This is a genomic window from Desulfopila sp. IMCC35006 (assembly GCF_005116645.1).
Lineage (GTDB): Bacteria > Desulfobacterota > Desulfobulbia > Desulfobulbales > Desulfocapsaceae > Desulforhopalus_A.
This window is the reverse complement of sequence record NZ_SWCM01000008.1, coordinates 248045-262111: the sequence shown is the minus strand read 5'-3', so window position 1 is coordinate 262111 and position 14067 is coordinate 248045. Positions and strand designations below refer to the sequence as shown.

Sequence of the window (14067 nt, the reverse complement as noted above, 5' to 3'; positions counted from 1 at the left end):
ACACGGAAGTTAAGCTCTTTAGCGCCGATGGTACTGCACGGGCGACTGTGTGGGAGAGTAGGTCATCGCCGTTTTTTATAAAGCAAAAGCCCCAGCAGATTCCTGCCGGGGCTTTTGTCGTTTCATGTACTTCAGTTTCTCATAGACTTTTCAGCACTACTCTGCCCTGTGTCTTCGCTGCTCTTTTTAAAAGAAACAGATGATATTGAGGTCTGCACTGCATTTATTACTGTGAAAGTTAGCTTGAAAGAGCTGTAATAGAAATCCTCTAGTGCAGTCCGTTGTCATATCCCTGGCGCAAGGTGGGCTTTTGCGCCGCAGTTGAATCTGGAATAATCCTAAAATTCTTTAATATTCAAAACAATTTGTGATATCCTTTTTAAAATACATTCATTTTAGAAAAGGCTCACAAATTGGCTCTACCTGCAACATACTATCACCCGAAAACAAGCACTGCTTCCAAAGCCCCACTGGAGGTCATTGATCTCCTTGCGGCGACCCCATCAAGCGTCCCCTTTGCTACCCGGGTACGGGAACTCTCACTCAATCCGACTCTGCAACAGAAAGTACTGCAACAGGAAAGCGGGCTACCGTCGGTCCCTGAAGCTTCGTCCAACAGTTGTCGCCACCTGACCGTTGCCGACGAAAAGGAACTGGCGACAGAAATGCTTCTCCTCCGTCATCGCTTCACTGAACTGGTTTTCAAATCGGGTAAATTCAGACAGGCTGCATTGACAATCATCCAGAATATTTATTTGTTTAAAAACAGGAAAATATTTTTTGGCACTCCCCACTCAGTATCTTCTTCGGATGAACGGCAGCAGGCACTGCACCTCTTCAGCACTCCCCCGTCCACATCCTCGCTTTGTCTGGCCAACACCTTTCAGCACCTCATTCTTGCACGGGTCTGGAATCGTATTCTCAGTCAAGCCACCGACAAGGATCTACAGGAACAACCCTATGTCGAGTTGCACGCTGTTGTCGAAAAGCTCAATACAATCAGAAATATTTACATCCTTTTGACGACTGGTCTGGTAAAAAAACTCGCCACCCGGATCAATGCTATCTACAAAGAGTCAGTCTCATTCGACGATGCAATTCAGATTGGCAGTTTTGGTATCGCCAGGGCTGCCTATCGGTATCATCCATCATCTGGTATTCGTTTTTCCACCTATGCCGCGAACTGGGTATTTAAAGAAATCCAACGCCAATCATTGGATGGTCGCCTTATCAGAATCTCCACCCACACCGTAGAACAATTCAGCAAAGCAGCGAAAAATTCAGAGACAGAAAATTTCAACAAATTTCTGACGCGAATTGAAAGTGCAACAACGACCGGGGATCTTCTGGCGTCCGGATATGCCTCTCTCTCTTCTCACGCTGCTGCCTCGGATGACTTATCACTTGCCACAGATCTCGAATCCCGGGAACTCCGTGCGATATTACTGCAGGCCATTGATCACCTTTTGTCAGATAAATGCAGTGACATCATTAAGCGTAAATATGGTTTTCCTCCATATCAGGACCAGGAACAATCAGTTATTGCCATCAGTAAAGTATATGGGGTCACGAGAGGAAGCATCTATCAACTCGAACAGGCCGCTTTAAAAAAGCTGCACCAGCATCTCCAGTCCGTTTAAATCCAGATTTGGGCAATGCGGGGCTACAGCCGGAAAGCAGATTGTTGGGCAGGATTGTTACGCCATCTTGTTGAGTACACTGGAAACTTTATCTTCCATCGTCTGGGACCGATCTGTTCTGGTACCCAGTTTCAGCGTGGTTGTGATGCGTGGTGCCCCCATGGCATGCACTTTTTCATGACAAGTTTTTACCGCCGCCATAACCTCATCCCAATCGCCCTCGACATTGGTCCCGTAGGCATGTAACTGCGTTCTTAAGCCGGCCTCTTTTAGAATTTTGTGACACTCCACCACATAAGCCGACACTGAGACCCCTACGCCCATAGGTATTACGCATACGTCCATAATGACTTTCATTATTCCCTCCTAAAAGTGATGACTGAAGTAAAACTCCTCATCTCCCTGTTTACGACCAAGTCCTTATCTTTACTGAGTACTCATGTACATTGCAATGATGAGGATTTGGCAAGCCTGGTCCCCAAAAGGGCACCTCCGATAAGCGCATATGAAGCTTTATATGCATCCATCCTAAATATGTGTTTTTTTCGAGTGTATCGGTGTTGACCTTCGATCGTACCTGTTTTTGCTTCACTCAAGTATAATATAGCGACATCTTTTTAAAAATCATCACTTCCGCCAAGAACGGCTTGACACTTAGGGGTACGGCTGTAACTATAGCGGGACAAAAAATGTGCAAAGTCCTATCAGATCCTCATCAGCTCAAGGCAACACCATGAATTCAAAAAATCCCGCCCTTGCCATCTTCTGGGACCTCATCCTGTTAACCCTGGGTTCAATAGTTTATGCGATAGGAGCCGAGGCTATCCTGGTGCATCATAAATTCATTATCGGCGGAATTTATGGGACGGCTCTCCTCATCTATTATAAAACTAACCTTCTCTCCCCTGCTATCTGGTATTTTCTCCTGAACATTCCCTTACTCATAGCCGGCTGGATTTTTTTGAGTCGACGTTTCTTTTTCTACAGCCTCTACGGAGTATGCTCTCTGACATTTTTTGCAGAATTCTTTACCTTGAATTTTGCCATTCAAAATCAACTGTATGCAGCAATAGCCGGAGGCGCAATATGCGGCGTCGGCGCAGGTATCAACCTCCGATCAAGGGGGTCGGGAGGTGGGTTGGATATTGTTGCCATCATATTGAATCAAAAATTCAATTTCGGCGTCGGCAAGTTCTTCATGCTGTACAATGTCGCCCTCTTCAGCTTCGTTTTCAGCCAGTACCAGCCGGATATTGTTATCGCTTCGATTATCCTGACCTTTATTTCCTCAATTACCCTGGACCATGTACTTTCCTTGTTCAACCAGAGAAAAATCGTCTATATCCTGAGTGAAAACTACAGCAAAATTGTCGACAAGATCACCCATGAGATGCATCAGGGAGTCACCTTAATTGAGGCAAGAGGAGCTTATTCGGGTCGACAAAAACAGATGTTAATGACAATAACGAACAATCTTCAGCTGAAACGTATCGAGGAAATTGTGTTTGATATAGATCCGGATGCCCTATTCATCGTTGAGAACAGTTTCAATGTTATTGGATCTAATTTTGGGAAACGAAAGATGTATTAGTGACTTAGAAATAATTTTCTTGTGTCTTTTTACAAGAAAATTATTTCGTGAAGGAACTTACCCCGCAACTCTTTTGGGCGGGGTTAGTGTTGTTAATTATTTCGTGAAGGAACTTATCCCCCTCAAGGGGGGATTGTAAAGAATACCCGTCAAGCGCGTACTGAAAAAAGCCCCCCATCACTATCTCACCGCAGATGGTGCTCCTTTTTCAATTCTTCATAGACCAAAGTCGATACCTCACGAATAACCCGGCTGCGGGAGTGTGCCCATTGTCCATAATTCGGTGCTTTGGAACGCCTTTCGATAATACCGACAATGGCATAAGGAAATTGTCCGCCTTTCGTTGTTCTTGGCACGAGAATCCCCATATCGCCAATGAGATGGGCAGTGGACCCGGTCTTGTTATACACCAGTGTGCCTTTGGGAATGGTTGTACCATGATACAGGCGATCACGTCCCGGCAGGGCCATCAGGCGACGAATTTCCTTTCCCTGCGGGAGATTCTCATTCCAGAGTGCTATTAAAAAGCGAACGTAATCGGAAGGGGGGGCACTGTTGAGGTACGTACGCCCGCCAGCCGGGATATATTCTTTTATTTCCGCCTTCTTAAAAATTTTACCATAGTACTGTTTCAGGATGGCATCGCATTTTGCCGGTCCACCGACCTGTCGCATCACCCAGTTGGTCGCCGCATTATTACTTCTTTGGATCATGGCTTCCAGTTTTTGCCGGCTCGTGGAAGTATACTTTAATTTTCCGGCATTAACCTGATGAAAATACGCCAGCGCGACAAACGGTTTTATCATACTCGCGGCCTGAAATTCCTGATCGGCGTTAATATCAATGACACTTTCATTCTTTTCGAGGTCATAGACCATCCACCCGGTGGATTCATCGCTGGAAATCCGCCCTTCTTTTCGCAGGGTATCGATATATTGCTCGATAGATTGCTCAAATTTTGAAAAATTCGCGGAAACCATTCCCAGTCTCCGCGAGGGAACATCTTTTACTACCTTAGGGGTAGCAACAATTTTCTCTGGAAGTGACTTCTCCGGAAGCGGCTTCTCCGAAAGAGATTTTTTGGTATCAACCGCCGGAATGGTACAGACAAGCGGTTTACCCGAGCCGACATCATTAATCAGGCTGGATTCGCCGTAGACCACTTCATTGTTATTTTCAGGGGTAAGAGACGTTTTTATCTTCTTTGCCTGCAATATTCTGGCATGTTTTTTCGCGATAGCCGTGGTCGATGTCTTATCTCCCCGGTATCGATAAATGAGGGCATAATTCCCATAGTCAGTCTTTTCAATGAAAAGATTGTTTTTCACCTCTTCCCCCAGACAACCATAAATCTGCTGGTATTTCTTTTTCAGCGGCTCCTCATTCCGACCCATTCCATAGGAGACGTTGTAAAGACTGTAAAAATTCTGTTCCTTTGTGGCATACGGCTCATCGAAACCGGCTTTATTTAACAGCTCTGCGTGTTTAATGAGTGTATGGGCGACGGTACTGGCAGAATCATTGCCGTCATAGATCAATGCATACTCATCTCCCCGTCCGACTACTTTAAGTTTTTTAACGACCTTTTCATCAAACACCGTCTCCAACTCAGCTTTATAATCAAGCGCCCTCTCCAGATCCTTGGTCAAGAGATAAATAATATCGTACTTATCCTTTTTGGCAGCCAATGCCTCAGTGTGCATACTACCAGTCGCAATAACAACCAGAAGAAGGAAAAGTATGATCGGAAATCGAAAATAGGGGGCGTCTGTAAACTTCATAACGTAATCGGTACCTAGCTTGCTTGAAAATTAATTTTGAACGTCTGCCGTCAATTTACTCTAGAAACTCAATTGTAACTCAGCTTAGATTGAAATTGCAAGGCAGACTTGACATAACAAGTGCAAAATACATCATTTTTTGTAAAATATTGTCCTTTTTTCCTTGAATAGACTCGGACGTGGCACTTTCCGGCAAAAGCACACCATAAATGTTGCAACAATGTGTTATGCGTCCTATACTAGAACAATGGACAACTCCTGCAAAGAGCGATACCTGCTCCTCATCGCCAACACGCCGCCTTAACAGCGACGGATCATGCAAAATCAATCAATACTCTACTGGCCATGACTTTCTTTGACAATTTCCAAACATCCAGTCTCATTGCCGCCCACAGAGGTTTCCGGGCGCATCATCCCGAAAATACTTTATCTGCATTCAAGGCAAGTGTCGGTCGCTGTCATTTCATCGAATTAGACATCCAGATGAGCAAAGACTTTGTCCCCGTGGTCTTCCATGATCCGACTCTGGACAGAACAAGCAATGCAAAGGAACAATGCCGGCAGTTGGGCCTGCAATCCCTGAATGTCTGCGACTGGACACTCAGTCAACTGAAAACACTTGATATTGGCTCGTGGTTCCTCACAACGGATCCATTTGGCACTCTGCAGCGAGCAGAAACATCTCAGGTACAGCTAGTAAAAGAGATGCCCCAGACGGTGATGACCCTTGAGGAAGTTCTGCGTCATCCTGCATTACGTAAGATACCAATAAATGTTGAAATCAAAGACCATCGCGGCAAAAAACAAAATAGTCAGGTAACAGAATATGTGCTCGATGTGATAGGCAGAACAAACTCGATTTCCAGAGTCCTTATTTCTTCCTTCAATCACGATTACCTTGTCATAGCAAAAGATTGTGCTCCAGCGATATCGACCGCAGCACTCCAGCATCGCTCTCACCCGAGACACCTTGTCGAATATCTGAAATCACTGGGGGTCGCTGCCTACCATCCTGCCGACGATATCACAGATGCGCCACTCATCAAAAAACTCCGCGCCGCCGGGTTTGGAGTCAACGTCTATACCATCAATTCCACAAAACGACAGCAAGAACTTTTTTCCATGGGGGCGACCGCCGTATTCACTGATTTTCCAGCACTGCCATAAATCGAAGTTCGGCCCCATTCCATTCATCCGGCAACCCTTTGGAAACCGCTATCTTCTTTTTCTCCCTGGAACACTTTCTTCTGTTCAATTTCCTTTGATTTTATTATAGTTGTTGCCTCACTGATGCCAGGATGCACAACTGCTCCCAGCAATTACGATATGTACTGGCTTAATGGCATAAGAGCCGCAAGGAGAAAAAATGGAAAGCGTGAAAACCCTCGATCCTGAAATCTATAGTCTGATAAAACAGGAAGAAAGACGTCAGGCCGATAAGATTCGATTGATAGCATCAGAAAATTATGTCTCTCAGTCTATCCTTGAAGCTACCGGGTCTATACTCACCAATAAATATTCCGAAGGGTATGCCGGAAAACGCTATTATGAAGGGCAGCAGATCATAGATCAAGTCGAACAGCTGGCAATCAAGCGAGCCATGGACTTATTCGGCGCAGAGCATGTAAACGTCCAGCCCTACTCAGGGTCGCCGGCAAATATTGCCACCTACCTTGCCTTCCTTAACCCTGGAGACACAATCCTCGGTATGGCCCTGCCCCACGGCGGTCATCTCACCCACGGTGCGAAAGTGAGCATTTCCGGGCGTTACTTTAATGCACAATCCTACGAACTCGATCCTGCAACCGGACTTATCAATTACGACACCATCCGCCTGAAGGCCTTGGCCGTACGACCAAAAATTATAATCGCCGGTCATTCCGCCTATCCACGAATACTTGATTTTCAAAGATTCAGGGAAATTGCCGACGAAGCAAACGCTCTTCTCATGGTGGACATGGCCCATTTTTCAGGTCTTGTTGCCGGGGGTGTCCACCCGTCACCAGTCCCTTATGCCGATGTGGTCACGACAACGACCCATAAATCGCTGAGGGGTCCAAGAGGCGCAATGATCCTCTGTAAGGCTCAGCATGCCCAGGCAATTGACAAAGCTGTCTTCCCAGGGGTTCAGGGCGGGCCGCACGATAATACCACGGCAGCCATCGCTGTCGCCTTAAAAGAGGCGGCCTCCGATTCCTTTAAGGAATATGCAGCCCAGGTGGTGAAGAATGCTAAAGTCCTGGCGGAATCGCTCATGGCCAAAGGCTTTACCCTGATCACCAACGGCACGGATAATCACCTCATGCTGGTCGATCTCACGAACAAGAAAATATCCGGAAAAGTTGCCGCCAAGGCGCTGGACAAAGCGGGGATCGTCCTCAACTACAATGCTGTTCCTTTTGACAAGCGTAAACCATTCGATCCCAGCGGTATTCGCATAGGGACCCCGGCGGTTACCTCACGTGGATTCAAGGAGAAGGAGATGGTTCAGGTGAGTGCCCTCATTGAAAGGATAATTGCCAACCCGGAAGATGAGACTCTCCTGACCAATACAGCCCAGGAAGTGAAGGATCTCTGCAGTCATTTTCCAGCTCCCGGCCTTGAACATCTCTTTTGATCAAGCGTAAAACTGTATTCCAATAACACGCGACCTCCAGCCACTTCGAGGGGAAAGGCATTTTCTTATACGACGAGCATGATATTGCTCTTCGGCCTGCAACTCCCCTCACAGCTCCAATTTCTTTTTCGATTTGACTCTCGACGGAGAAATACGGTACCATCATCTAAGCCCGCCAAAAGCTTTGCTGGATTATTTTTAATACTCGCTTGACGGGTACTTTTTTCAGTACTCGCTTGACGGGTATAAGTTCCTTGGTGGCATGTTTCAATAATCCCGCCCAAAAGATTTGCGGGACTCAGTTCAGTACCCCCTCGAGGGGTGTAAGTTCCTTCACGAAATAATTTTCTTGTAAAAAACACAAGAAAATTATTTCTAAGTCACTAACGTTCTTAACCGGTACATTTTAGCAATCATTCATATCCGCCTCAACATGAAGAGTGTCGCTGATCATGTCCTCACAACGCATTGCTGAACTCCAATCTGAACTCCGGCAGGCGCAAAAACGTATCGCCGAGCTCGAAGAAATTATCGACGGGCAGATTGGCTCCATGTTGACCAGCGTCGCCGACCTGTCTCGTTGCGGAGAACAAAAAGAGCAACTCGAGCAGAGCCGAAATAAATATCGCAAACTTTTCAACTATGCCAATGATGCGATGTTTGTTATTTCTCTTGATCGAAACAGTCCTGATTACGGATACTTTTCCGATGTGAACAACGTTGCCTGCAAGCGACTCGGTTATACCCGCAAAGAATTACTGCAAAAGACCCCCTTTGATATCAGCCTCGATGATAAATTTCTGGGCAACATTCGATTAGAAGCACAATTCGCTAAAGAAGGCAACGCCACCTACCAGACAACATATATCAAAAAAGATGGCACGAAACTCCCGGTCGAAGTCAGCGCCCTCCGGCTGACCATTAATGGGAAAGATATATATATGGCCATTGCCAGGGACATTACCGAAAGACAATACGCGGAAGAGGCACTGCGAAAGAGTGAACACCTGTATCGACTGCTGGCGGATAATGTCCATGATGTTATCTGGACCACCGACTCCCAGCTCATCCCTCGGCATGTCAGCCCTTCCTTTAGGCATCTTACCGGTTTTGAACAAAAAAAAGCTATTACAACAATCCATCGGGATATCATTTCTTCATCGCCTTTCACGAAAAATCACTTTCAGTTGCTCGTTCTGCTGCGAGACAGATCCCTGCATTGGGAATCTGAGATGAAAACAGCCAACGGGGATACGATATGGGTCGAAAGTATCGTTTCTCCGCTTCCCGACAGTTCAAAACACTTCACCGGTATCATTGGCGTTACCCGGGATATTTCCTCAAGAAAGAAAATAATGATGGAGCTGGAGGCGGCAAAAGAACAGGCCTTCGCGGCGAATATTGCCAAGTCGGAGTTTCTGGCCAATATGAGTCACGAGGTCAGAACTCCGATGAACGGTGTTCTGGGCATGCTGCAACTGATGACCATGACCCCGCTTGACGACGAACAGCAGGAATATGTTGAAACGGCAATGGCATCCGGAGAAAGCCTGCTGACCATTATCAACGATATCCTTGACTACGCGAAAATAGAGGCGGGCAAATTGCAAATAACCCCTGAAGAGTTCCAGATCAGAGACATTGTCAAACCCTTGCTCATTTCGTTTAAGACCGCTGTCAACCCACAGAAAGTCAGTCTGTCGTGCTCGATTGCGCCGAATGTGCCCTGCACTCTCGTGGCTGACCATGTGCGGCTGCGACAAATTCTCTATAATCTGGTGGGAAATGCGGTAAAATTCACCGAACAGGGAGAAATTCAGATCGAGATCAAAGCACTGGAAGAAAGGGGCAATAACCGGATATTGCTGGAATGCACTATCGCCGACACGGGCATCGGCATCCCCGAAGATGCAGGCGATGAACTGTTCGAACCTTTCACCCAGATAGAATCACCAAGGCAGAAGAAAGTCAAAGGGACCGGCCTTGGTCTCAGTATCGTCAAACAGCTGGTCACCCGGATGGAAGGCTCGGTGCAGCTCAAAAGAAACAAAGCTCAGGGAACAACGGTCACCTTTACTGTCGTGGTCGGTATAGGCGAAAACCAGCCGACACCGTTACCAGTGCAGCCAACCCCCATTCTGACCAGCCCATATCGTCGTCTGGCCACCCTGATTGTCGAAGATGAACAGATCAACCAACAGATCCTGCAGGCAATTCTCACCAAGCTGGGCCACAGGGCGACAATCGCAGGCGACGGGTACTCAGCCCTCGAACTGCTGAAAACAAACCATTTCGACATTATCCTGATGGATGTACAGATGCCGGAGCTGGATGGCCTGGAAACCACAAAAATAATCCGCAGTGCACAACAGTACCGCCATGTTCGCAATATACCGATTATCGCCCTCACGGCTTATGCGATGGCCGGGGATAAGGAAAAATGCCTGGAAGCGGGAATGAACAGCTACCTGGCCAAACCGGTTGACATTAAAGCTTTGGAAAAAGGCCTGAAATCCCTGACAGCCGATATAGCCAGACCCGTGCCACCGATCATAAGAGATCGGCAAACAACCATGGACACGCCTCTCGACGCTGCTCTTCATAGGCGGTAATTAGAGCTGCTTTCTCCAGAGTCAGGGCGATATCATCGAGCCCTTGCAACAGACACTCCTTACGAAACATATCAAGATCGAACGTCAGGTGTGCTCCTGTCGGCAGGAGAATCTGCTGCTGTGCCAGATCAACGGTCACTTGGTAGGCTTTGCCGTGTTGTGTTGCCAAGAACAGGGAATCGATGATATCTTCTGCCAGTACAATCGGCAGAATTCCATTTTTGAAACAGTTGTTATAAAAGATATCGGCGAAGCTTGGCGCAAGCAAAACCCGAAAGCCATAGTCCAACAGGGCCCAGGGAGCATGTTCCCTGCTGGAGCCGCAGCCGAAATTCTCCCTGGCGAGAAGGACTGACGCCGTACGATATTGTTCCTTGTTCAGCACGAAATCGGGATTTATCGGCCGAGAACCATGCTCCATCCCCGGCTGCCCTTCATCCAGATACCTGAGCTGATCAAACAGATTTGGGCCAAAGCCGGTTCTTTTTACCGATTTGAGAAACTGTTTAGGGATTATAAGATCGGTATCAACGTTGGCCCTGTCCAGCGGTGCGACAATTCCGGTATGTATGGTAAATGATTGCATTATATTAACTCCACTGACGAATATCGACAAAATGTCCGGCGATTGCCGCAGCCGCCGCCATCACCGGGCTGACCAGATGCGTACGTCCGCCAAACCCCTGCCTGCCCTCAAAATTTCTGTTCGATGTCGAGGCACAATGTTCCCCCTCGCCCAGCTTGTCACTGTTCATCGCCAGACACATGGAGCACCCCGGTTCCCGCCATTCAAAACCGGCATCGACGAATATTTTATCCAGACCTTCCTGCTCCGCCTGCTCCTTAACCAAACCCGAACCGGGCACAACCAGGGCCTGTTTGATGGATCCGGCCACTTTTTTGCCCTGCACAACCGCTGCTGCCGCCCGCAGGTCTTCAATGCGCGAGTTGGTGCAGGAGCCGATGAAAACCCTGTCAAGCATGATTTCAGAAACAGGCTGCCCTTCTCTCAGGCCCATGTATTTCAACGCCAGAGCCAACGACTCGCGGGCCGTGTCGCTGTTGACACTCTGCATTGTCGGCACTCGACCGGTTATGCCAACAACCATCTCCGGCGAGGTGCCCCAGCTGACCTGTGGCTCAATGGCCGCTGCATCGATTGTCACCACCTTATCAAAGACTGCATCGCTGTCGGATTTCAGTGACAGCCAATATTTTTCCGCCTGCTGCCACATCGCACCTGTTGGTGAAAATGGGCGGCCCCGCAGATAGTCGATCGTTTTCTCATCAACCGCCACCAGGCCGGCCCGGGCTCCGGCCTCAATCGCCATGTTACAGACTGTCATCCGACCGGCAATGGACAATGAGCGTATTGCCGATCCACCAAACTCAATGGTATGTCCCGTTCCGCCGGCCGTGCCTATCCTACCGATCACATAGAGAATAAGATCCTTGGCGGTTACTCCCGGAGCGAGTGCCCCGTCTATCTGCACCAGCATATTTTTCATCTTTTTCTGGATCAGGCACTGGGTGGAGAGGACATGCTCAACCTCCGAGGTGCCGATCCCCTGGGCCAGTGCGCCAAGGGCACCGTGGGTGGAGGTATGGGAGTCACCGCAGACGATCGTCATGCCCGGCTGGGTCAGTCCCTGTTCCGGACCAACCACGTGGACAATCCCCTGGCGCTTATCCATCATGCCAAATTCCACAATTTTCTGTTCCTGGCAGTTCAAGTTCAATATTTCTACCTGCAGTCGCGAAAATGGATCGATAATGCCGGCAATGCCACTTTTTCGTTCGGTGGCAAGCGTCGGAACATTGTGGTCGGGCGTGGCAAGATTTGCGCCCGGTCGCCAGAGTTTTCTGCCTGCAAGTTTTAATCCTTCGAAGGCCTGGGGGGAGGTCACCTCGTGCAGTAAGTGCCGATCTATATAGAGAAGTGTTGTCCCGTCCTCCCGGTCTTCAACCGTATGAGACTGCCATAATTTGTCATAAAGGGTTTTTCCTGCCATCAATTTTCCTCCATCATGGGATGATACATCCGCCATGCCGCGATATTCCTGCAACCAAACATGCGGGTAAAAAACAAGTCTACAGAGGCGCAGAACTGTAAACGGTTACTTGTTTTCATCAGCAACTGTATTCACGAACGGCAGGAATTCAATATCCGGGCCAGCAGGCATGCTTTCATCAATCGCCCACAACGTATTATCTGCTTTTTGACCCAGCCCCCCTAACATCTTTATTCTCTTGACCCGACAGCCAATACAAGATAGATTCCAAAGCAGTGCATATACACATTTCCTGGTCTCTATAAACAAAATCAAACAGTTGAAGGCGGAAAAGTTAACAGAGCAAACCAGCATTTTTTTCTTTGACAAAAGAGAGGGAAGGTTTTAGTGTAATTAATCATTTGATTAAATACTTTAACACCAACATCCCTGACTATTCGTACATACCGGATAACTAAATGAAAAGATATCTGTTTTTTGCCATTCTCGGACTCTTCACAGGCTGGCTGAACTGCAGCAATGTTCCTGCCGCTGAAACCAGCCCTTCCGGGCTTCAGATTCCCCGGGTATGGACAGCACAGCAGGCAGTCGCCTTTGCCATCGCCGGAAGCCCGGACAGCATGATCGCCCGTAAACGTATGGAGCAGGCAATGGCAGCAGCCACCATGGCCAGTGCCTCAGACTATCCCCTGGTCAACTTTTCCACCGAATACGGTCAGACCAACAATCCCATGTATTCTTTCGGCAATATCCTCAACCAGGGTGCTTTCGATAACAGCATCGATTTCAACGATCCCGGTAGAACAGACAATCTCCAGCTCAAGGCCCAGATTAATTACCGACTGTATAATGGCGGCAGAGACCGTGCCGACCAGGCTGCGGCACAGGCGTATATACACATTACTCAAACCGATATTACCGCTGTACACCAGCAGCTTGGCTTTGAAGTGGTTAAAACATTTCAGGCCATTGCTCAGGCCGAAGAAATGGTGAATGTCCGGCAAGAAGCGCTTGCCTCGATCAGCGCGGCGCTGCATGTCGGTCAAGCCAGGTACGACGCAGGAGATTTGTTGAAACAAGACCTGCTCAACCTGGAACTGCAGCAATCACGTGCCGATGAAGACCTCATCCGCAGTAGGCACAGCCTGGAACTCACCAAAAGAATTTTCCTCAACCTGCTCGGGCTTCGAGAAGGTGCAGTGAACCTCGACCCTGAAGGCGGGCCACAGCAGATACTGCCTGAATCCGTTGATTATCAGAACCACCCGGCCATCAAACGGCTTGATGCCATGGAACAGGGAGCGATCGCCGAGCTCAAAAAAGCCCAGGGTGGCAAGCTGCCGTCAATAGACGCCTTCGCCAGCTACCAGGTAGATAACGGTTGGGTACTTGATGAAGGGGGCAATTCATGGATGGCCGGGGTCAAGATGAACTACACCCTTTTTGACGGCCGGAAAAGTTCCTCGGAAATAGTCAGGGCCCAGCTGAAACTCCAGGAGATCAGGAGTCTCCGAGAAAAAACCGAACTTGCCCTTAATCTTGACGTGCAACGAGCCAGACTTGACTATGAAGATGCCCGGAAAAGACTGAATGTTACCGAAAAAATGGTTGGAGTGGCCACGGAAGCGGCGAGACTCAGCCGGGCCCGCTTTACGGAAGGAGTCATTCTCGCCTCCGACCTGATCGATTTTGAAATGCGCCTCTCCGACGCACAAGCCAGACATCTGACAGCGAAAGCCAGCTACCTGGTCGCCATTGCCAACCTGCGCCGAGCTGCCGGACTTGAACAATTTTCCAGAAGCTAAGGGGAAAGG

At 48.3% G+C, this 14067-nt stretch carries 11 protein-coding genes; 6 read left to right on the top strand and 5 right to left on the bottom strand.

What is annotated here, in order from left to right; genetic code table 11:
- The first annotated feature begins 413 nt into the window (after positions 1-413).
- Positions 414-1640, top strand: coding sequence for a sigma-70 family RNA polymerase sigma factor (locus FCL47_RS15180; protein WP_136814361.1), 1227 nt, complete (start codon positions 414-416; stop codon positions 1638-1640).
- A gap of 57 nt (positions 1641-1697) precedes the next feature.
- On the opposite strand, the gene FCL47_RS15175 is transcribed toward FCL47_RS15180, so the two are convergent.
- Complete coding sequence (locus FCL47_RS15175; protein WP_136814360.1) at positions 1698-1997, bottom strand: MTH1187 family thiamine-binding protein; 300 nt, start codon at positions 1995-1997, stop codon at positions 1698-1700.
- Between the two features lie 376 nt (positions 1998-2373).
- Here FCL47_RS15175 and FCL47_RS15170 point away from each other — a divergent pair, with 376 nt between their 5' ends.
- Positions 2374-3231 carry a YitT family protein gene (locus tag FCL47_RS15170; protein WP_136814359.1) on the top strand — a complete coding sequence of 286 codons (858 nt, stop codon included), beginning with the start codon at positions 2374-2376 and terminating at the stop codon, positions 3229-3231.
- A gap of 185 nt (positions 3232-3416) precedes the next feature.
- Here FCL47_RS15170 and FCL47_RS15165 read toward each other — a convergent pair whose 3' ends face one another.
- Entirely contained in the window at positions 3417-5012 is a 1596-nt protein-coding gene (locus FCL47_RS15165) for a serine hydrolase (protein WP_136814358.1), read from the bottom strand.
- A gap of 345 nt (positions 5013-5357) precedes the next feature.
- Here FCL47_RS15165 and FCL47_RS15160 point away from each other — a divergent pair, with 345 nt between their 5' ends.
- The 3 genes from FCL47_RS15160 (at position 5358) to FCL47_RS15150 (ending at position 10241) form a co-directional block, all read left to right on the top strand.
- Entirely contained in the window at positions 5358-6179 is an 822-nt protein-coding gene (locus FCL47_RS15160) for a glycerophosphodiester phosphodiesterase family protein (RefSeq protein ID WP_136814357.1), read from the top strand.
- Between the two features lie 199 nt (positions 6180-6378).
- Complete coding sequence (gene glyA / locus FCL47_RS15155; RefSeq protein ID WP_136814356.1) at positions 6379-7629, top strand: serine hydroxymethyltransferase; 1251 nt, start codon at positions 6379-6381, stop codon at positions 7627-7629.
- 452 nt (positions 7630-8081) lie between these two features.
- On the top strand, positions 8082-10241 hold the full coding sequence (locus tag FCL47_RS15150) for a PAS domain-containing hybrid sensor histidine kinase/response regulator (RefSeq protein WP_136814355.1): 2160 nt from the start codon (positions 8082-8084) through the stop codon (positions 10239-10241).
- Here FCL47_RS15150 and leuD read toward each other — a convergent pair.
- The 3 genes from leuD to FCL47_RS25345 form a co-directional block, all read right to left on the bottom strand.
- Positions 10180-10827, bottom strand: coding sequence for a 3-isopropylmalate dehydratase small subunit (leuD, locus tag FCL47_RS15145; RefSeq protein ID WP_136814354.1), 648 nt, complete (start codon positions 10825-10827; stop codon positions 10180-10182). The two genes, FCL47_RS15150 and leuD, sit on opposite strands and share 62 nt — an antisense overlap.
- Before the next feature lie 4 nt (positions 10828-10831).
- Positions 10832-12253: a 3-isopropylmalate dehydratase large subunit gene (gene leuC / locus FCL47_RS15140; RefSeq protein ID WP_136814353.1), complete on the bottom strand. Its 1422-nt coding sequence runs from the start codon at positions 12251-12253 to the stop codon at positions 10832-10834.
- Between the two features lie 105 nt (positions 12254-12358).
- On the bottom strand, positions 12359-12481 hold the full coding sequence (locus tag FCL47_RS25345) for a hypothetical protein (protein WP_255580705.1): 123 nt from the start codon (positions 12479-12481) through the stop codon (positions 12359-12361).
- Positions 12482-12711: 230 nt separating this feature from the next.
- Between FCL47_RS25345 and FCL47_RS15135 the strand changes: the two genes are divergently transcribed.
- Complete coding sequence (locus tag FCL47_RS15135; RefSeq protein WP_136814352.1) at positions 12712-14058, top strand: TolC family protein; 1347 nt, start codon at positions 12712-12714, stop codon at positions 14056-14058.
- The last annotated feature ends 9 nt before the right edge of the window (positions 14059-14067 follow it).